The organism is Neisseria sp. SLRRB23, assembly GCF_050896295.1.
Taxonomy (GTDB): Bacteria; Pseudomonadota; Gammaproteobacteria; order Burkholderiales; family Neisseriaceae; genus Neisseria.
On the sequence record NZ_JBPBFH010000005.1, the window covers coordinates 1 to 19,997 of the forward strand.

20 protein-coding genes are annotated in these 19,997 nt (G+C 54.0%); 9 read left to right on the plus strand and 11 right to left on the minus strand.

From position 1 onward, the window contains the following. Positions 1–159: 159 nt before the first annotated feature. The 4 genes from dksA to ACRPFF_RS01880 all read right to left on the minus strand — a co-directional run bounded on the left by dksA (position 160) and on the right by ACRPFF_RS01880 (position 2,661). Positions 160–576, minus strand: a complete 417-nt coding sequence (gene dksA / locus ACRPFF_RS01865) for an RNA polymerase-binding protein DksA (RefSeq protein WP_002250919.1) — start codon at positions 574–576, stop codon at positions 160–162. A gap of 142 nt (positions 577–718) precedes the next feature. Next, the gene (proC, locus tag ACRPFF_RS01870; RefSeq protein WP_002250923.1) at positions 719–1,519 is read right to left on the minus strand and encodes a pyrroline-5-carboxylate reductase; all 801 of its coding nucleotides are present in this window, start codon (positions 1,517–1,519) and stop codon (positions 719–721) included. A 48-nt stretch (positions 1,520–1,567) separates the two neighbouring features. After that, the gene (locus ACRPFF_RS01875) at positions 1,568–1,975 is read right to left on the minus strand and encodes an RNA-binding protein (RefSeq protein WP_432673678.1); all 408 of its coding nucleotides are present in this window, start codon (positions 1,973–1,975) and stop codon (positions 1,568–1,570) included. Then, positions 1,975–2,661, minus strand: coding sequence for a YggS family pyridoxal phosphate-dependent enzyme (locus ACRPFF_RS01880; RefSeq protein ID WP_432673645.1), 687 nt, complete (start codon positions 2,659–2,661; stop codon positions 1,975–1,977). The genes ACRPFF_RS01875 and ACRPFF_RS01880 overlap by 1 nt, the downstream gene beginning before the upstream one ends. A 118-nt stretch (positions 2,662–2,779) precedes the next feature. Between ACRPFF_RS01880 and pilT the strand changes: the two genes are divergently transcribed. The 4 genes from pilT to ACRPFF_RS01900 all read left to right on the plus strand — a co-directional run bounded on the left by pilT (position 2,780) and on the right by ACRPFF_RS01900 (position 8,159). Next, positions 2,780–3,823 carry a type IV pilus twitching motility protein PilT gene (gene pilT, locus ACRPFF_RS01885; protein WP_003753675.1) on the plus strand — a complete coding sequence of 348 codons (1,044 nt, stop codon included), beginning with the start codon at positions 2,780–2,782 and terminating at the stop codon, positions 3,821–3,823. Between the two features lie 163 nt (positions 3,824–3,986). Then, positions 3,987–5,213: a PilT/PilU family type 4a pilus ATPase gene (locus ACRPFF_RS01890; protein ID WP_308031851.1), complete on the plus strand. Its 1,227-nt coding sequence runs from the start codon at positions 3,987–3,989 to the stop codon at positions 5,211–5,213. A gap of 116 nt (positions 5,214–5,329) precedes the next feature. Then, positions 5,330–7,480, plus strand: coding sequence for a YccS family putative transporter (gene yccS, locus ACRPFF_RS01895; protein ID WP_432673646.1), 2,151 nt, complete (start codon positions 5,330–5,332; stop codon positions 7,478–7,480). A gap of 538 nt (positions 7,481–8,018) precedes the next feature. Then, complete coding sequence (locus ACRPFF_RS01900) at positions 8,019–8,159, plus strand: hypothetical protein (RefSeq protein ID WP_432673647.1); 141 nt, start codon at positions 8,019–8,021, stop codon at positions 8,157–8,159. Between the two features lie 186 nt (positions 8,160–8,345). Here ACRPFF_RS01900 and ACRPFF_RS01905 read toward each other — a convergent pair whose 3' ends face one another. The 4 genes from ACRPFF_RS01905 to ftsY all read right to left on the minus strand — a co-directional run bounded on the left by ACRPFF_RS01905 (position 8,346) and on the right by ftsY (position 12,322). Next, positions 8,346–8,834 carry a pilin gene (locus ACRPFF_RS01905; protein ID WP_432673648.1) on the minus strand — a complete coding sequence of 163 codons (489 nt, stop codon included), beginning with the start codon at positions 8,832–8,834 and terminating at the stop codon, positions 8,346–8,348. 1,197 nt (positions 8,835–10,031) lie between these two features. Further along, positions 10,032–10,181, minus strand: coding sequence for a hypothetical protein (locus ACRPFF_RS01910; RefSeq protein ID WP_432673649.1), 150 nt, complete (start codon positions 10,179–10,181; stop codon positions 10,032–10,034). Between the two features lie 18 nt (positions 10,182–10,199). Then, positions 10,200–10,466, minus strand: a complete 267-nt coding sequence (locus ACRPFF_RS01915) for a DUF3079 domain-containing protein (RefSeq protein ID WP_432673650.1) — start codon at positions 10,464–10,466, stop codon at positions 10,200–10,202. A 326-nt stretch (positions 10,467–10,792) separates the two neighbouring features. Continuing rightward, the gene (gene ftsY, locus ACRPFF_RS01920; RefSeq protein ID WP_432673651.1) at positions 10,793–12,322 is read right to left on the minus strand and encodes a signal recognition particle-docking protein FtsY; all 1,530 of its coding nucleotides are present in this window, start codon (positions 12,320–12,322) and stop codon (positions 10,793–10,795) included. A gap of 145 nt (positions 12,323–12,467) precedes the next feature. On the opposite strand from ftsY, the gene msrAB reads away from it, so the two are divergent. Further along, positions 12,468–14,036 carry a bifunctional peptide-methionine (S)-S-oxide reductase MsrA/peptide-methionine (R)-S-oxide reductase MsrB gene (gene msrAB / locus ACRPFF_RS01925; protein WP_432673652.1) on the plus strand — a complete coding sequence of 523 codons (1,569 nt, stop codon included), beginning with the start codon at positions 12,468–12,470 and terminating at the stop codon, positions 14,034–14,036. A gap of 101 nt (positions 14,037–14,137) precedes the next feature. Here the strand turns inward: msrAB and ACRPFF_RS01930 are convergent, their stop codons facing one another. Both ACRPFF_RS01930 and ACRPFF_RS01935 read right to left on the minus strand, forming a co-directional pair. After that, positions 14,138–14,623: a CinA family protein gene (locus tag ACRPFF_RS01930; RefSeq protein WP_432673679.1), complete on the minus strand. Its 486-nt coding sequence runs from the start codon at positions 14,621–14,623 to the stop codon at positions 14,138–14,140. Between the two features lie 30 nt (positions 14,624–14,653). Then, positions 14,654–15,655 carry a thiamine ABC transporter substrate-binding protein gene (locus tag ACRPFF_RS01935; protein ID WP_432673653.1) on the minus strand — a complete coding sequence of 334 codons (1,002 nt, stop codon included), beginning with the start codon at positions 15,653–15,655 and terminating at the stop codon, positions 14,654–14,656. Between the two features lie 58 nt (positions 15,656–15,713). Between ACRPFF_RS01935 and ACRPFF_RS01940 the strand changes: the two genes are divergently transcribed. From ACRPFF_RS01940 to ACRPFF_RS01955, 4 genes are all read left to right on the plus strand, one after another. After that, positions 15,714–16,394, plus strand: a complete 681-nt coding sequence (locus tag ACRPFF_RS01940) for a pyrimidine 5'-nucleotidase (RefSeq protein WP_432673654.1) — start codon at positions 15,714–15,716, stop codon at positions 16,392–16,394. Between the two features lie 25 nt (positions 16,395–16,419). Continuing rightward, complete coding sequence (locus ACRPFF_RS01945; protein ID WP_432673655.1) at positions 16,420–16,692, plus strand: spore cortex protein; 273 nt, start codon at positions 16,420–16,422, stop codon at positions 16,690–16,692. Between the two features lie 54 nt (positions 16,693–16,746). Then, positions 16,747–18,117 carry a bifunctional UDP-N-acetylglucosamine diphosphorylase/glucosamine-1-phosphate N-acetyltransferase GlmU gene (gene glmU / locus ACRPFF_RS01950; RefSeq protein WP_432673680.1) on the plus strand — a complete coding sequence of 457 codons (1,371 nt, stop codon included), beginning with the start codon at positions 16,747–16,749 and terminating at the stop codon, positions 18,115–18,117. A 74-nt stretch (positions 18,118–18,191) separates the two neighbouring features. After that, positions 18,192–18,524 carry a zinc ribbon domain-containing protein YjdM gene (locus ACRPFF_RS01955; protein WP_432673656.1) on the plus strand — a complete coding sequence of 111 codons (333 nt, stop codon included), beginning with the start codon at positions 18,192–18,194 and terminating at the stop codon, positions 18,522–18,524. A gap of 69 nt (positions 18,525–18,593) precedes the next feature. On the opposite strand, the gene efeB is transcribed toward ACRPFF_RS01955, so the two are convergent. Continuing rightward, complete coding sequence (gene efeB, locus ACRPFF_RS01960) at positions 18,594–19,859, minus strand: iron uptake transporter deferrochelatase/peroxidase subunit (protein WP_432673657.1); 1,266 nt, start codon at positions 19,857–19,859, stop codon at positions 18,594–18,596. Positions 19,860–19,997: the final 138 nt, after the last annotated feature.

Genomic DNA, 19,997 nt, shown 5'->3' on the forward strand with positions numbered 1-19,997 from the left:
CGGGAAATGTTGTCATATCTCTGTCGGATAAGGTTTTTTATTTCTGCCAAATGCTGCACCACCCCCAATAATCCCTTCCTCCCCCTCCTCTGACTGGTGCGCCTTTGTGAATATGCCGTCTGAAACTTGGGGCTTCAGACGGCATTTTGTTTGCCGCTATCAGTCGGCAAACTGTTTTTTCATTCTCTCACGCCGCTCTTGCGCCTCTACGGATAAAGTGGCTGTCGGGCGTGCCAGCAGCCGCTTCAGACCGATAGGCTCCCCTGTATCAGCACAGAATCCATAATCCCCTTCATCTATATTGCGGATGGTTGCCTGTATTTTACTAAGGAGTTTACGCTCCCTATCCCGTGTACGAAGTTCCAATGCATACTCTTCCTCCTGCGTAGCACGGTCAGCAGGATCAGGGGTTGATTCATGTTCCTGGAGGTGCCCTGTCGTAACAGATGCATTCTCTATGAGTTCATCTTGCATTTTAACCAGCAATTCACGAAAAAAAGCCAAATGGTCGTCATTCATATAATCGTCTTCCGGCCCATTCCAATTCAAAATATCTTGTTCTGTCAGCTTTGCCATAATGTATGTCCTCTCGGTTCACCGAAAAAAAGCACCACAAAGTGGCTTTATTCCTTTGATTTTTATAAGGCTTATTGCCTAAGGCGTTTTTGAAAACGCGCATCATAACACGTTTTGGATTGGTTTTTTTATTTTCTTTACATTATTGATATTGCCGTTCCATTTCCTGCGAACGGCGCACACAGGCACAAACGCCTTCATTTATGGCTTCGGCGACACGATGCCGTCTGAAGGCTTCCACGGCTTCGTGGGTTGTCCCGCCTTTTGACGTTACATTTTTTTGAAGCTTCTCGAAATCTTCACCCGTCTGTTCGGCAAGGGCAACCGCTCCTTTGAATGTTGCCAGGCTGAGTGCACGTGCTTCTGCCATATCAAACCCTTGTCGGATAGCAGCATTCTGCAAAGCATCCAGCAGATAAAACACATAAGCCGGCCCGCTGCCGCTGATGCCGGTGATGCTGTGCATTTTTTCCTCATCGTCCAACCAAACAGTCAAACCGACAGATTTCATCATTCGATCGGCAATTTTGCGGTCTGTTTCCGATACTTCCGCTTCGGCATACATACCGGATACGCCCAGCCCGATTTTTCCGGGTGTATTCGGCATAACTCGGACAATGCGGCGTGTTCCCCCGAGGTAACGGCTGAGCGTATCGACTGACAATCCGGCTGCGACAGAAAGCACCAATGCGCCGTTGGTGCGGATATTTTTGCACGCGGCTTTCATATCCTGCGGTTTGACGGCAAGGATTAAAACATCGTCGGAATGAAGCTCCGGCAAGGTTTCAGAAGTTTCGACCCCCAACTCTTTTTCCAAACGTTCGCGCTTTTCCGCACCCCGATTGGCTATATGGATGCGGTATCCCCCTTGTTTGACCAATCCGCCCGCAACGGCAGCCGCCATATTACCGCCGCCGAGAAAATAGATGTTTCTTGTTTCCACTCCGTTTCCATTCTATTCAAATTTATGTTTTCAAAAACTTCCAACTTTTTACCATCGGACACGCTCGGACAGACCGTTGCGCCGCAACCCCTGCTTTTCCAAACAGTCAAATCCTTCCTTCCTGAAGGTTTCGATTAAAGGCCGTTTGTCGCGTGTACCCCAATCCAATTTACATGCCTCAAATTTTTCAATCTTCCGATGAAAATAAGAACTTTGTGCAAACTCGTATTCACTTGCATTTACAGAATAATTGCCGTCTGCAAGCGGTGTCCGGTAATCTTCGACGGAAGGTTCTTTCTCACCGCCAATATCCCAAAAATCGATGGCGGCCGGTTTTCTCGGCTTACACCAACCGGTGAGGGACGAACACTCATACCAACCCGCCAACTGACAGCCTGCAACCGTAAATGCAAGCACCACAACCGTTGCCGTATATTTTATTGCCCGAATTTCTATCATCCCCTTTTCCCGAAAATCGCGCTGCCGATACGGACGTGTGTCGCACCGCACTCAATGGCGGTAGGCATATCGTCCGACATCCCCATAGACAGCACGTCCGCCTTAACGCCAGCCGCATTGAGGTCGGCAAGCAGCTTTTGCATGGTCTGAAACTGAGTTTTCAACTCCGCTTCACTGCTATTGGCTTTGGCAACACACATCAAGCCGCGTACGACGATATTCGGCAACTTCGCCACTTCGACCGCAAGCGCGACCGCTTCTTCGGGCGCGACACCGTGTTTCGCCGCCTCGCCCGCAATATTCACCTCGATACACACCTGCAAAGGCGGCATTGAGGAAAGGCGCTGTTCGCTCAAACGGCGGGCGGTTTTCAGACGGCATACGGTATGCACCCAATGCGCGCGTTCGGCGACAAATTTGGTTTTGTTGGACTGCACATCTCCGATGACGTGCCACACGATGTCGGGCAAATCCGCCAACTCTTCCGTTTTACCGTACCACTCCTGAATATAGTTCTCGCCGAAATCACGCTGTCCGGCGGCGTAAACTTCGCGGATGCCGTCTGAAGGGAAAGTCTTACTGACGGCAATCAGGCTGACAGAATGCGGCTTCCTTCCCGCCTGCAGAACCAATTTTCCGATACGGTCGGACACCTCCCGATAACGCTGTTGCAACACCGTCATAGATTATCCCCTATTAAAAATGATTAAACAGTTGAAACCCCTCCAGTCAGGGCGGTACAATCAAGGTTGTTAGAATCATTCCAACCAATCGAAACATTATACTAAACAGAGCCGCATTATGCAGATTACCGACTTACTCGCCTTCGGCGTTAAAAACAAAGCATCCGACCTTCACCTGAGTTCGGGCATATCCCCTATGATTCGGGTTCACGGCGATATGCGGCGCATCAACCTTCCCGAAATGAGCGCGGAAGAGGTCGGCAATATGGTTACCTCCGTTATGAACGACCACCAGCGGAAAATCTACCAGCAAAACTTGGAAGTCGACTTCTCGTTCGAACTGCCCAACGTTGCCCGATTCCGCGTCAACGCCTTCAACACCGGCCGCGGCCCCGCCGCCGTATTCCGCACCATTCCCAGCACCGTCTTATCGCTGGAAGAATTGAAAGCCCCGCGCATTTTCCAAAAAATCGCAGAATCGCCGCGCGGCATGGTATTGGTTACCGGCCCCACCGGTTCGGGCAAATCCACCACGCTTGCCGCGATGATCAACTACATTAACGAAACCCAGCCGGCACACATCCTGACCATCGAAGACCCGATCGAATTCGTCCACCAAAGCAAAAAATCCCTGATTAACCAACGCGAGCTGCACCAGCACACCCTCAGTTTCGCCAACGCGCTGAGTTCCGCATTGCGCGAAGACCCCGACGTTATCCTGGTCGGCGAGATGCGCGACCCCGAAACCATCGGCTTGGCACTGACCGCCGCCGAAACCGGACACTTGGTTTTCGGCACGCTGCACACGACCGGCGCGGCAAAAACCGTCGACCGTATCGTGGACGTATTCCCGGCGGGGGAAAAGGAAATGGTGCGCTCTATGCTGTCCGAATCACTGACCGCCGTCATCTCCCAAAACCTGCTGAAAACGCGCGACGGCAACGGCCGTGTCGCCTCGCACGAAATCCTGATTTCCAACCCCGCCGTCCGCAACCTCATCCGCGAAAACAAAATCGCGCAGATTAACTCCGTCCTGCAAACCGGGCAGGCGAGCGGTATGCAGACGATGGACCAATCGCTGCAATCGCTGGTGCGCCAAGGGCTGATTGCACCGGAAGTCGCACGCAAACGCGCGCAAAACAGCGAAAGTATGAGTTTCTGACACACAACCGCCTTCCGGCCATACCGGCGGGAAAACAAGGCGCAAACACGCGGGGCGGGACGCGGTATCCAGCTCGGCATACCCTTCCGAACAGGAAGCGTCCGCCTTCCTATTGAAACCTGCCACCGCAAACTGCAAGGCTTAAACTGAAAAGAAGTTAACGATGAGTACCAATAACCTGCACGACATCTTGGACGAAATGGTTCAAGTGTATTCTCAAAAAAAACAAAGCCGATCCGAAACCCCAGCCGAAATCGGCGCACACCTCCACCCGCTGCTCGACCGCCTGTGCGAAACCGCAGAAGCGCAAAGCGCGTCCGACATCCTTATCAGCAAAGGATTCCCGCCCTCGTTGAAAATCAACGGCGCATTAACCCCGCAGCCGCAAAAGGCTCTGACGGGCGAGGAAACCGCCGCCATCACCGCATCGACGATGAACGCCGAACAATCGGAAATATTCCGGCGCGACGGCGAAATCAACTACTCCGTCCAATCGCGCAGCGGCACGCGCTACCGCGCCAACGCCTACCACAGCCAAGGCCACGCAGGTTTGGTTTTGCGGCGCATCAACCACATCATCCCGCAAATGCAGGAATTGGGCCTGCCCGAAAAACTTAAAGACCTCGCCGTCGCGCCGCGCGGGCTGTTGATTATCGTCGGACCTACCGGTTCGGGCAAATCCACCACGATGGCGACTATGCTCGAACACCGCAACAAAACCCTGCCCGGCCATATCGTTACCATCGAAGACCCGATAGAGTTTATCTACAAACCGCGCCGCTGCATCTTTACCCAGCGCGAAATCGGCGTCGACACCATAAACTGGCAGACGGCGGTACAAAACGCTATGCGCCAGTCCCCCGACGTGGTCTGCATCGGCGAAGTCCGCAGCAGGGAAAATATGGAATACGCAATGCAGCTCGCCCAAACCGGCCACCTGTGCATTTTTACGCTCCACGCCAACACCGCGCCGCAGTCGCTCGAACGCATACTCAACTTCTACCCCAAAGAACAGCACAAGCAAATACTGATCGACATCGCCCTCAACCTGTCCGGTATCGTCTGCCAACGTCTCGCCCTCAAAAAAGACAAAACGGGCAGGACGGCGGTTGTCGATTTGCTCATCAACACGCCCGCCATCCAAGACTTCATCCTGAAGGGCGACCTGATGAACATCAATAAAATCATGGAAACCGCCAAAACCGACGGAATGCAGACGATGGACCAAAACCTTTTCGAACTGTACCGTCACGGCATCATCAGTTACGAAGAAGCCCTGCGTCAGTCCGTTTCCGCCAACAACCTGCGATTGCACATCCAACTGTACGAAGAAGGCAAAATGCCCGAACTCCTTTACGACAGGATTAACGACCTCAACCTCGTTTCCTAATCCGTAAAACCCAATGCCGTCTGAAAACCGCATCCCCGTTTTCAGACGGCATGATTTTATCCGCCCCATTCATGTGCTACACTTTATTCACTTCATAACAATAAACCGGTAAAACCATGAAAACCCCACCCCTCAAGCCTCTGCTCATTACCTCACTTCCCGTTTTCGCCAGCGTCTTTACCGCCGCCGCCACCGTCCTACAGATAGGCGAACCCAAGCTCGCCATGCCCTTCGTACTCGGCATTATTGCCGGCGGCCTTGTCGATTTAGACAACCGCCTGACCGGACGGCTGAAAAACATCATTGCCTCCGTCGCCCTGTTCACCCTCTCCTCGCTCACGGCGCAAAGCACCCTCGGCACAGGGCTGCCCTTCATCATCGCCATGACCCTCATGACCTTCGGCTTCACCATTTTAGGCGCGGTCGGGCTCAAATACCGCACTTTCGCCTTCGGCGCACTCGCCGTCGCCACCTACACCACACTTACCTACACCCCAGAAACCTACTGGCTGACCAACCCCTTTATGATTCTCTGCGGCACCGTACTGTACAGCACCGCCATCATCCTGTTCCAAATCATCCTGCCCCACCGCCCCGTTCAAGAAAACGTCGCCAACGCCTACGAAGCGCTCGGCAGCTACCTCGAAGCCAAAGCCGACTTTTTCGATCCCGACGAAGCCGAATGGATAGGCAACCGCCACATCGACCTCGCCATGAGCAACACCAGCGTCATCACCGCCTTCAACCAATGCCGTTCCGCCCTGTTTTACCGCCTTCGCGGCAAACACCGCCACCCGCGCACAGCCAAAATGCTGCGCTACTACTTTGCCGCCCAAGACATACACGAACGCATCAGTTCCGCCCACGTCGATTATCAGGAAATGTCCGAAAAATTCAAAAACACCGACATCATCTTCCGCATCCACCGCCTGCTCGAAATGCAGGGGCAGGCATGCCGCAATACCGCCCAAGCACTCAGGGCGGGCAAAGACTACACATACAGCAAACGCCTCGGCCGCGCCATCGAAGGCTGCCGCCAGTCGCTGCGCCTCCTTTCAGACGGCAACGACAATCCCGACATCCGCCACCTCGGCCGCCTGCTCGACAACCTCGGCAGCGTCGACCAACAATTCCGCCAACTCCAGCACAACAGCCTTCAAGTGGAAAACGACCGCATGGGCGACACCCGCATCGCCGCCATTGAGACCGGCAGCCTCAAAAACACCTGGCAGGCAATCCGTCCGCAGCTGAACCTCGAATCAGGCGTATTCCGCCATGCCGTCCGCCTGTCCCTCGTCGTTGCCGCCGCCTGCACCATAGTCGAAGCCCTCAACCTCAACCTCGGCTACTGGATACTGCTGACCGCCCTTTTCGTCTGCCAGCCCAACTACACCGCCACCAAAAGCCGCGTCCGCCAGCGCATCGCCGGTACCGTACTCGGCGTAATCGTCGGCTCGCTCGTCCCCTACTTCACCCCGTCTGTCGAAACCAAGCTTTGGATCGTCGTCGTCAGCACCACCCTGTTCTTCATGACCCGCACCTACAAATACAGCTTCTCGACATTTTTCATCACCATTCAGGCACTGACCAGCCTGTCGCTTGCAGGGTTGGACGTATATGCCGCCATGCCCGTGCGCATCATCGACACCATTATCGGCGCATCCCTTGCCTGGGCGGCGGTCAGCTACCTGTGGCCCGACTGGAAATACCTCACGCTCGAACGCACTGCCGCCCTTGTCGTACGCAGCAACGGCGCCTATCTCGAAAAAATCACCGAACGCCTCAAAAGCGGCGAAACAGGCGACGACGTCGAATACCGCGCCACCCGCCGCCGCGCCCACGAACACACCGCCGCCCTCAGCAGCACCCTCTCCGACATGAGCGGCGAACCCGAAAAATTCGCCGGCAGCCTGCAACCCGGCTTCACCCTGCTCAAAACCGGCTACGCCCTGACCGGCTACATCTCCGCCCTCGGCGCATACCGCAGCGAAATGCACGAAGAGTGCAGCCCCGACTTTACAGGCAGGTTTTACCATGCCGCGGAACACGCCGCACACATCTTCCAAAACCTGCCCGACATGGAACCCGACCGCTTCGACGCAGAATTAGACAGCCTGCGTAGCGAACTTGACAGCCTGCGCGCGCAAAGCGTCGGCGCGCAAAGCCATATTCTCCTCCAACAGCTCCAACTCATCGCCCGGCAGCTCGAACCCTACTACCGCGCCTACCGACAAATTCCGCACAGGCAGCCCCAAAACGCAGCCTGAAAAAATTTCGGCATTTTGTAAGAGAGGGCGGATTGTTAGGCAGGTTGCAAGATAGTGAATAAGACGTTGTGTAGGGTAAATACAAGCAACTGTATTTTTTCACCCCGTCGGGCTCCGCCGTCATTCCCGCGCAGGCGAGAATCCAGACCTTTGGGCGACAGTAATATTTAAAGATGATAAAAGACCCGTCATTCCCGCGCAGGCGGGAATCTAGACTTTTGGGCAGTGGCAATATTCAAAGATTATCTGAAAGTTTGAGGTTCTAGATTCCCGTTTTCACGGGAATGACGAAAGGTGGCGGGAATGACGGAATGTTGCGGAAATCCGGTTTGTTCGGTTTCGGTTTTTTTGAGGTTTCGGGCAACTTCTAAACCGTCATTCCCGCGCAGGCGGGAATCTAGACCTTGGGATAGCGGCAATATTCAAAGGTTAGCTGAAGCTTTAGAGATTCTAGATTCCCGCTTTCGCGGGAATGACGAAAAGTGGCGGGAATGACGGGAATGGCGAAAGGTTGCGGTAAGCACGGGAATGACGGAAGGTGGCGGGAATCATGGGAATGGCGAAGTTTCAGACGGCATCGTCCACCCTCCGCACCGTCATCCCCGCGCAGGCGGGAATCCAGAACGTAAAATCTAAAGAAACCGTTTTACCCGATAAGTTTCTGTACCGACAGACCTAGATTCCCGCCTGCGCGGGAATGACGGAAGGTGGCGGGAATGACGAAATAAGGAAAGGGACGGCGGGAGCAAGGAAAAGACAGGCAGGAATAAAAAAACAAGCTCCGAAATAAAAAATGCCGTCTGAAACAGATTCAGACGGCATTTTGTTTGCCTTATCGGGCTTATCCCCGACCATACTTAAACTATTAGCTGATAGTTTCGCGGCAGGTAGCAGGCAGGAATTTTTTGTCAACACCGTTAGTTTTACCTGGACCACATTTCCAAGTGAAGGCACCGTTAGAAGATGTAGTACCGGAACCACCTGTCGCAACAGTAGCCACACCAGGTTCCAAAGAAACAGTTTTAGATTTGATATCGGTGTTTACACCTGAACTTTTTATGGTTGCGGTAATGACACCACCAGTACCAACTGCAACTTGCTGAACATATTTACCTGTGATATTAGATGCTGCAGCAACACCGGCATCTGTATTAGAAGTAGGGAATTGACCGTTGGTTGCGTAGTATTCGGCAACTGCAGCTTTTTGACCTTCAGCCAAAACGATGGCTTCAGAAACTTGCGCACGTGCAGTGTAGTCTTGGTATGCAGGCAGGGCAACAACAGCCAAGATACCTACGATGGCGATAACGATCATCAACTCGATCAGGGTGAAACCTTTTTGGATTGCTTTCATGGGATAACTCCTAGTTTAAAGTTTAAGTGAAAAATAAAACGTTTTACGGCATCTGCCGGAAAATTATAAAACCCGTAATGTATTTGACCATCAGTCTTTTTTGCTTTGCCTTTCGGCTTGTCTTTCTTACAGCAATCGGCGTGCCAAAATCTTGCCAAACGCTGCATTTTTTTAAATTTTTTTATTATTTATTGTTTTTAAAATATATTTTTATTATTTTGGTTTTATTTTCGCGATTTTTTAAAAGGGCGTGCTCGGCGCAGGGCTGACGTTTTTGGTCACTTTTGACATTTTTGGTCAGTTTTTGGCTGACATTTTTTGTCATGTGCCGTTTTTTGTCAGTTTAATGTGTCAGGGGCGGGGGCGTTTGCATTTTTTTTGGGATGGGTTGGGAGTGGGTGAGTTGGTAGGATGGGTATGAATTGGTGGATTGGTGGGCTGAAGCCCACCCTACAGCCCCCCTACGGCTTTCTATAAAAATACCTAAACCGTCATTCCCACGAACCTACATTCCGTCATTCCCACGAAAGTGGGAATCTAGGACTCGGAACTGGAGAAACCTTTTTACCCGATAAGTTTCCGTGCCGACAGGTCTGGATTCCCACTTTCGTGGGAATGACGATTTGGAAATTACCCGAAACCCAAAAACAACTGAAACCGAACACACTGGATTCCCGCCTACGCGGGAATGACGGTTTAGAAGTTGCCCGAAATCTCAAAAAAACCGAAACCGAACAAGCCGGATTCCCGCCACCTTTCGTCATTCCCGTGAAAACGGGAATCTAGAACCTCAAACTTTCAGATAACCTTTGAATATTGCCGCCGCCCAAAGGTCTGGATTCCCGCCTGCGCGGGAATGACGGTGAGGGACGATGCCGTCTGAAGCTTCGCCATTCCTGCAACTCTTCGTCATTCCCGCGAAAGCGGGAATCTAGGACTCGGAACTGGAGAAACCTTTTTACCCGATAAGTTTCCGTGCCGACAGGTCTGGATTCCCACTTTCGTGGGAATGACGATTTGGAAATTACCCGAAATCTCAAAAAAACCGAAACCGAACAAGCCGGATTCTCGCAACCTTTCGTCATTCCCGTGAAAACGGGAATCTAGAACCTCAAACTTTCAGATAATCTTTAAATATTGCCACTGCCTTAAGGTTTGGATTCCCGCCTGCGCGGGAATGACGGCATCAGTCTGCCGTTACAACACGGCTTTGTTGAAGCGGTATTTCTGTCGGGCTGTTTCCTTGATGCAAAAAAATCCGCCGTTTTCGACGGGGCGGAAAGGGCGGCGGTTTGCCTCATTACCGTTGTGGTCGCCGTATTCGGCAGGCAGGTGCAAGGCGGGCACAGGCAGGGAAAAGGGGAATCAGGCGGTTTTGTTTTTGAGGGGGAGCTTGATATGGGGTTTGGCGGGTTTCGGGGCTTCTTTCAAGCCCAGCTCGATTTGCTGCTCCTCGCTCAAGAGGTTGCTCCAGTCGCCTTTTTTGTACCACTCGCGCCCGTCCAGCTCGATGGGGTGTTGGATGCGCTCGCAGCCGTTGCCGCACTGTAAATCGTCTTCGCGGCAATATTTGTCGCACCCCCAGCAGATGCGCTCGGGGTTTTTGGGGAATATGGGGAATTTTTTCGCCATGATATGTGCCTCGTTTTTTTTATTGGATGAAATTATAGGGGATGCGGCGGCAACGGTTTCGGGTTTATACGTTTTTTACGCGCAGGGGTTAAGGTTTGTGAAATACCGTATGAGGCGGTTTCGGTATTTTGTACGGTAAATGTGTCAGGCGCGGGGGTGTTTGCATTTTTTGGGAAGGAGTGGGGTTGGTGGGCTGAAGCCCCCCCTACAAATTAACCTTACAGTGCCGTAGGGGGGGCTTCAGCCCACCGACTCCACCAATTTCCACTACCGATTCCACCGCCTCCCTCAAACACCAACCTGCCGTTTTCAGACGGCATTTCGGCTCAATCCAGCAGTGCTTCCACAAACGCGCGCGCGTCAAACGGGCGCAAATCGTCTATGCCTTCGCCTACGCCGATGTAGCGGACGGGAACTGGACGGTCGGAGGCAAGCGCGGCGAGGATGCCGCCTTTTGCCGTGCCGTCTAGCTTGGTAACGATTAAACCGGTCAGCCCCAATGCGTCGTCAAAGGCTTTGACTTGGTTGACGGCGTTTTGCCCGATGTTGGCATCAAGCACGACGATGATTTCGTGCGGCGCGTCGGGCATGGCTTTTTGCAACACACGCTTCACTTTTTTGATTTCTTCCATCAAGTGAAGCTGCGTGGGCAGACGGCCGGCGGTGTCGGCCAGCACAATGTCGATGCCGCGCGCTTTGGCGGCTTGGACGGCATCAAAACAAACGGCTGCGGAATCGCCCGTGGTTTGCGAAATCACGGTTACGTTGTTGCGTTCTCCCCAAGCCTGAAGCTGCTCACGCGCGGCGGCACGGAAGGTGTCGCCTGCCGCCAGCAATACGGATTTACCCTGCGCTTGGAAATATTTGGCAAGTTTGCCGATAGACGTGGTTTTGCCCGCGCCGTTGATACCGGCAAGCATAATCACGAAAGGCTCTTTCGTTTCGGGCAACACCAGCGGTTTTTCCAGAGGCTTAATCAGGTCGTACAAGGCTTCTTTCAGCGCGCCACGCAATTCGTTGCCGTCTTTCAGCCCTTTGAGGCTGACGCGGTCGCGCACGTCTTTCATCAGGTATTCCGTCGCTTCCATGCCCATATCGCTGGTAATCAGCACGGTTTCCAGCTCTTCGTATAAATCTTCGTCGATTTGCCCGCCGCCGAACACGCCCGCCAGCGATTTCGCCATTTTGTCGCGCGATTTGGTCAAGCCTTGTTTCAAACGCGCCGCCCAACTCGGTTTGGATTCTTCGGTTGGCGCGGCAGCTTCAGACGGCATTGCGGCAACAGCTTCTTGAACCTGTTCAACAACCTCGCCGACGGTTTCGGCAACGGCTTCTTTTGCGGATTCAACATATTCCGCTGCTTTTTCAGCCGCTTCCTCTGCTTCAGACGGCATTTCGGCAACGGCTTCCTTTACTTGTTCAACCGCACCGCTGACGGTTTCGGCAACAGCTTCTTTTGCCGCTTCGACTTGTTCTGCTGCTTCCTCAGCAGCTTCAGCCACTTCAGACGGCATCGCGGCAACAGCTTCTTGAACCTGTTTGACAGCCTCGCCGACGGTTTTGGCAACGGCTTCTTTTACCGCTTCGATTTGTTCCGCTGCTTTTTCCGCAACCTCAGCCGCTTCAGACGGCATCTCGGCAACGGTTTCCTTTACCTGTTTAACCGCACCACTGACGGTTTCAACAGCCGATTCGACCTGCCCTTTGACGCTTTCCGTTAAAGATTCAGCATCTTCTTTAATATCTTCAACTATTTGAGCAACTTCAGATTCTACTTTTGCTGCGGTTTCCTGAATTTGAGCCTCCTCTGGAGCCGGAGTTTCCTGTTTTTTCTTGCGACGGAAGAAGCTGAACATTGAATTTTCCTTTTAATTTTAGAAACTTGAAATAGGGAGTATTGTAGCGTATTTTACGCGGCAAGGTTGTCTGAAAATCCGGGCTGTAAGGTTTCGGCATCTCAAACGTCTAATCATACAAACCGTCCACACAGGAAACATTAAAATGAAACCCCGTACTTTCTTTTCCCTTTGCGCTAAGTTCGGCTGCCTGTTTGCGCTGGGCGCATGTTCGCCCAAAATCGCCGATGCCGAAGCCGCGACCGTGCCGCACACTTTATCCACTTTGAAAACCGCAGACAACCGCCCCGCCGATGTTTATTTGAAAAAAGACAAACCGACGCTGATTAAATTCTGGGCAAGCTGGTGTCCTTTGTGTTTGTCCGAATTGGGGCAGACCGAAAAATGGGCGCAAGATGCAAAATTCGGTTCCGCCAACCTGATTACCGTCGCGTCTCCGGGCTTTCTGCACGAGAAAAAAGACGGCGACTTCCAAAAATGGTATGCCGGTTTGAACTATCCCAAGCTGCCCGTCGTAACCGACAACGGCGGCACCATCGCCCAAAGCCTGAATATCAGCGTTTACCCCTCGTGGGCGTTAATCGGTAAAGACGGCGACGTGCAGCGCATCGTCAAAGGCAGCATCAACGAAGCGCAGGCGTTGGCGTTAATCCGCGACCCGAATGCCGATTTGGGCAGTTTGAAACATTCGTTCTACAAACCCGACACTCAGAAAAAGGATTCAAAAATCATGAACACGCGCACCATCTACCTCGCCGGCGGCTGCTTCTGGGGCTTGGAAGCCTATTTCCAACGCATAGACGGCGTGGTTGACGCGGTATCCGGCTACGCCAACGGCAACACGAAAAATCCAAGCTATGAAGACGTGTCCTACCGCCATACGGGCCACGCCGAAACCGTCAAAGTTACCTACGATGCCGACAAACTCAGCCTCGACGACATCCTGCAATACTATTTCCGCGTCGTCGATCCGACCAGCCTCAACAAACAAGGCAACGACACCGGCACGCAATACCGCAGCGGCGTGTACTACACCGACCCTGCCGAAAAAGCCGTTATCGCCGCCGCCCTCAAACGCGAGCAGCAAAAATACAAACTTCCCCTCGTCGTCGAAAACGAGCCGCTGAAAAACTTCTACAACGCTGAGGAATACCATCAGGACTACCTGATTAAAAACCCCAACGGCTACTGCCACATCGACATCCGCAAAGCCGACGAACCGCTGCAGGGCAAAACCAAAACCGCCCCGCAAGGCAAAGGCTTCGATGCGGCAACGTATAAAAAACCGAGTGACGCCGAACTCAAACGCACCCTGACCGAAGAGCAGTACCAAGTGACCCAAAACAGCGCGACCGAATACGCCTTCAGCCACGAATACGACCATTTGTTCAAACCCGGCATTTATGTGGACGTTGTCAGCGGCGAACCCCTGTTCAGCTCCGCCGACAAATTCGATTCCGGCTGCGGCTGGCCGAGCTTCACGCGCCCGATTGATGCAAAATCCGTTACCGAACACGACGATTTCAGCTACAACATGCGCCGCACCGAAGTGCGCAGCCACGCCGCCGATTCACACTTGGGACACGTCTTCCCCGACGGCCCGCGCGACAAAGGCGGACTGCGCTACTGCATCAACGGCGCGAGTCTGAAATTCATCCCGCTGGAACAAATGGACGCGGCAGGCTACGGCGCATTGAAAGGCAAAGTGAAATAAACCGCACCGCCGCCTAACCCGACAAAATGCCGTCTGAAACCCGAAACGTTTCAGACGGCATTTTTTATCCGATGGGGATTTTGTCCAGACGGAGATTTTGTTCAGACGGCATCGCCGCCGTTTTCAACCAGCCCCGCCAACCTTTCCAACGCGAAGGCGACCGCCTGCGCGCGGACGGATTCGCGGTTGCCGTCAAAACGGCGCATTGCTTCGCAACTTCCGCCCGGAAAGGCAAACCCGAACCAAACCGTACCGACGGGTTTGCTTTCGCTGCCGCCGCCAGGGCCTGCGATGCCGGAAATACCGACGGCGTAATCCGCCTGAGCCGCAATTTGTGCGCCTCGCGCCATCTCGCGGACGGTTTGGCGGCTGACCGCGCCGTATTCGAGCAGGGTTGCCGGCGATACACCCAAACGTTCTTCTTTGGCTTTGTTGCTGTATGTTACAAAACTTTGATCGAACCATTGCGAACTGCCTGCCACACTGGTAAATGCGGCGGCAAGCAGCCCACCCGTGCAGGATTCGGCACAGGTTACGGTTTCGCGCTTCATGGTCAGGTTTCGGGCGATGGTGTTTAACGCTTCCATTCCTACCGATCCTTTTTCAGACGGCATTTTTTACTTCAATACCGTTTTAATCCAGCGTCCGACCCAGCCTCGCTGTTTGGCGTTGATGTCGGCACGGGAAGGGGAATCCGTGTACGTCGGTGCTTGGGCGAAGCGGAACACGTCGGGCAGGCGCGTGTTTTTGACGGCGGGGGAAACCCACATTTCAGACGGAACCGCCTGCTGCACTTCCGGACTTTGCAGCCATTGCACCAGTTTTGCCGCCAGCTTCGGCTGTTTCGCGCCCTTCAAGACCGCCGCGCCTTCAACCTGACGGAATACGCCGCCTTTTAAAAACAGGTTGCCCGTCGGCGGCTCGCTGTATTTGCCTTTGGAAAAATACACTTCCGCCGCAGGGCTGGCGGCATAGCCGACCACCAGCGGATACGCGCCGCCGTTGTGCGAAAAGTCGGTGTAATACGCCTCGCTCCAGCCTTTGGCGACCTTCACGCCGTTCTGCCGCATCTGTGCCCACCATTTGAACGCGCCTTCTTCGCCCATGCCGCTGATGTTCGCCATCAGGAAGCCCAGCCCGGGGGAAGACGTGGCGGGAGACGGCACGACCAATAGGTTTTTATATTCGGGCCGGGTCAAATCCTGCAGGGTTTGCGGCAGGGGCAGCTTTTTGCCTTCAAACCATTTTTTGTCGTAATTGACGGACACATAGCCGTAATCGACCGCCAAAGCCGAAGGCAGCCCGACCGCGACGGGGGCGGATTCGGGTTGCGCCGCCGCCAAAATACCCATTTCCCGCGCCTTGCCGATATTGGCGTTGTCCAAACCGTACACCGCGTCGGCGATTGGGTTGGCGCGGCTCAAAATCAGTTTGTTGAGCATTTCGTTCGCGCCGCCCGCCTGGATAATCGACACCTTCGCATCGTTTGCCCGCTCGAAATGCGCAATCAGCCCTTTGGGCAGGCTGAATGACTTATGCACCGCCAGCCTGACTTCCGTCTGCGCCTGCAGGTATGCCGAAACCGCCAGCAGCGGCAGCAGCCAAATTTTCTGTTTCATTCCGAGTCCTCCTCTATTCGCTGTAAAATAACATTCTAACAAATTTTCACGGTTCAAAATGCAAGAAAATCCGACCGTGTGGCTGTTCGATCTCGACAACACGCTGCACGATGCCGACGCAGGCATCTTCACACTCATCAACCGCACTATGACACGCTATATGGCACGCCGCCTCAAACTATCCGAATCCGCCGCGTCCGACCTGCGTCAAGACTATTGGCACCGTTACGGCGCAACGCTCGCCGGACTGCAAATCCACCATCCCGAAATCGACATCGCCGAATTTTTGCGCGAAAGCCATCCGATCGATGCAATCCTGACCAGGCTGCACGGCATGGCGGATACGGAAAACACCCTATGCCGTCTGAACGGGCGCAAGGCGGTTTTTTCCAACGGCCCGTCGTTTTACGTCCGTGCCGTTGTCGGCGCACTCGGTTTGGAAAACCGTTTCGACGCACTGTTCGGCACGGATGATTTCGGACTGCTATACAAACCCAATCCGCAAGCGTATCTCAACGTCTGCCGCCTATTGGACGTACCGCCCGAACGCTGCATTATGGTGGACGACAGCGCGGACAACCTCCATCAGGCAAAAGCATTGGGCATGAAAACCGTCTGGTTCGGTGCAAAAGTGCACGAGCTGCCCTTTATCGACGCCTGCGCACGCGATATGGCGCAACTGGCACAGTATGCAGAAACTTTGTCAGAACACCGCCAAAATCATTACAATACCCCCTAAACCCCGAAAATACGAAAGAAAAGCCATGCGTAAAACCTTCCTTATTCTGATGACTGCCGCCGCCCTTTTGTCGGGCTGCTCATGGGAAACCTACCGGAACGAAAACGGCAAAACCGCCGTCCGTCAAAAATATCCTGCCGGTACACCCGTTTATTACCAAGACGGCAGCTACTCGAAAAATATGAACTACAACCAATACCGCCCCGAACGCCATGCCGTGTTGCCCAACCAAACCGGCAACAACGCCGACGAAGAGTCCCGTCAACACTGGCAAAAACCAAAGTTTCAAAACCGATAAACCTACCCTATGCCGTCTGAAGCTGCTTCAGACGGCATTGCACAGGAAACCGTCATGCCGCACAACACTTTAAACATCGTCATCCTCGCCGCCGGCAAAGGCACGCGCATGTATTCCAAAATGCCCAAAGTGCTGCACTGCATCGGCGGCAAGCCCATGGTCGAGCGCGTTATCGACACCGCCGCCGCACTGAATCCGCAAAACATCTGCGTCGTCGTCGGCCACGCCAAAGAGCAAGTTTTAGACAACGTCAAACGCGATGTCGTCTGGGTCGAACAAACCGAACAGCTCGGCACCGGCCACGCCGTCAAAACCGCACTGCCGCACCTTGCCGCCGAAGGCCGCACGCTGGTGTTGTACGGCGACGTTCCTTTAATTGACGTTGAAACCCTCGAAACCCTGCTCGAAGCCGCAGGCAACGAAGTCGGGCTGTTGACCGACGTGCCCGCCGACCCGACAGGCTTGGGGCGCATCATCCGCGACAGCAACGGTAGCGTAACCGCCATTGTCGAAGAAAAAGACGCAAGTGCCGCCCAAAAAGCCGTGAAAGAAATCAATACCGGCATTTTGGTTCTGCCCAACGCCAAACTGGAAAACTGGCTGAACAGCCTCTCCAGCAACAATGCCCAAGGCGAATATTATTTAACCGACCTCATTGCCAAAGCCGTTGCCGACGGTATTAAAGTTCATCCCGTCCAAGTCCGCGCCTCCCACCTCGCCGCCGGCGTGAACAACAAACGCCAGCTCGCCGAACTCGAACGCATCTTTCAAACCGAACAGGCGCAAGAATTGCTCAAAGCAGGCGTAACCCTGCGCGATCCGGCACGTTTCGATTTACGCGGCCGTCTGAAACACGGACAGGATGTCGTAATTGATGTGAACTGTATCTTTGAGGGCGAAGTCGAAATCGGCGACAACGTCGAAATCGGCGCAAACTGCGTCATCAAAAACGCCAAAATCGGCGCAAACAGCAAAATCGCCCCCTTCTCCCACCTTGAAGACTGCGAAGTCGGCGAAAACAACCAAATCGGCCCATACGCCCGTTTGCGTCCGCAAGCCCGCCTTTCAGACGATGTACACGTCGGCAACTTCGTCGAAATCAAAAACGCCGCCATCGGCAAAGGCACCAAAGCCAACCACCTCACCTACATAGGCGATGCCGAAGTCGGCAGCAAAACCAACTTCGGCGCAGGTACGATTATTGCCAACTACGACGGCGTGCACAAACACAAAACCGTCATCGGCGACGAAGTGCGCATCGGTTCAAACTGCGTCTTGGTCTCCCCCGTCAAAATCGGCAACAAAGTAACCACCGGCGCGGGCAGCACGATTACCCGCAATGTCGAAGACGGCAAACTCGCCCTCGCCCGCGCCCGCCAAACCGTCATCGAAGGCTGGGTGAGGCCGGAAAAAGACAAACAATAAAGCCATGCCGTCTGAAGCCGGTTTCAGGTTTCAGACGGCATCCCAAAACAAACATCTGATAAGGACGGCAAACTATGTCATTACCCCCTTGCCCACAATGCGCCTCCGAATACACCTATGAAGACGGCGGACAATACATCTGCCCCGAATGCGCCCACGAATGGAATAAAACCGAATCCGCCGCAGCCGAAGCCGCCGAAGAAGTGCGCGATGCCAACGGCGCGGCGCTGCAAAACGGCGATACCGTCATCCTCATTAAAGATCTCAAGGTAAAAGGCAGCTCGATGGTGATCAAACAAGGTACGAAGGTCAAAGGCATACGCCTACAGGAAGGCGATCACAACATCGGCTGTAAAATCGACGGCAGCGCGATGAATTTAAAATCCGAATTCGTCAAAAAAGCCTGACCGCCCAAACAGTAAAATGCCGTCTGAACCCCTTATCGGATTCAGACGGCATTTGTCCGTCAGGCAGGTTTATACGCCCAACAGCCCTTGTCCCAAGAAGCCGCCTTTTTCCACGCCGGGCAAGACGAAGAAATAGCCGCCGCCGAAGGGGCTGATGTATTCTTCCAGCGGTTCGCCGTTAAGGAGGTTTTGCACGAAGATGAATCCGTCGGCAAGGTTTGCCTGATAGCAGACGAACACCAGCCCGACATCAAGCTGTCCGCTTGAGGCGAGTCCGCGCGAATAGCTGTAGGCGCGGCGGAAGAGGCGGTGTTTTTTGAGGAAGTCGGGATCGCGCGGATTCGCCAGGCGTATATGGCTGTCTTTGGGCGTGGTATTGCCCTCGGGGTCTTTGGCAAAATCCGGTTGGTCGGCTTCTTTTTTGCCGTCCATCGGCGCGCCGCTGTATTTGCGCCGCCCGAAAATGTCGGTTTGCTCTTGAAGCGGCGTCCTGCCCCAAAACTCGACAAAGTGGCGGATAAGGCGGACTGCCTGATAGCTGCCGTTTTTCGCCCACTCCGGTTCGTCGAGGCTGTTGGCGGCCACACCCGTCCACAAAACCTCGTCGGCGGTTTTAGGATCGGAAACTTTGGGGTTGCCCGTGCCGTCGCGGAAGCCCAACAGGTTGCGCGCCGCCATCGCGCCGGGTTCGGATTTGGGCTGCCACCCGTCGATACTCCAGCGGATAACGGCGGTTTGGGCGGTGTGTTTGATGATGTCGCGCAGGGCGGCTTGGCAGGTTTCGGGGGTGAAGGCGCAGATTTGCAGGCTCAAATCGCCGTCGCACCAGCTTTTTTGCAGCTTATCGTTGGAGAAGTCGCGCATTTCCTGCAAATGAACCGGTTTTTTGTCTTTGAGTCCGAATCGGCCGTCAAACAGGCTGCTGCCCACCCCCACGGTAATAGTCAATCCGTCGGGGTTGAAGGCTTTGCCCAAAATGCCGCTACCGGCTGGCGGGAGTTTGTCGTCGCCGTCTTGGTATTCGCCGCCTTGGGTGAGAAACTCGATGCGGGCGGTCAGCGTGCGGAACAGGTTTTCCAGCTGCTTGGCACTTTGCGCAGTTACGTCGAAGGCGCACATAATGGAAAACGCCTGCTGCGGCGTAACGATGCCTGCCTGATGTTCGCCGTAGCAGGGATAAGCTTGGGGCGAGTGTTGGCTTTCAGCGGTGCGTTCGGCGGTTTCGCCCTGTTTTTTGCCGCCGAGATAACCTCCGATTGCGCCGACTGCTCCGGCTGCGATCGCAGTTTTAAAGAGAGTGCGCCTGGTCGGTTGTGTCGGGTTATTCGTACTCATGTTTTATCCTTTGTTTAAACTCTGTATCCGATACAGCGGAACGCGGGGAACGGAAATCTCCGCCTTTTTCAATACCTTTCCAGTTTTGTAGATAAAATTTCAGACGGCATCTGTCGCCAAATGCCGTCTGAACGCTTA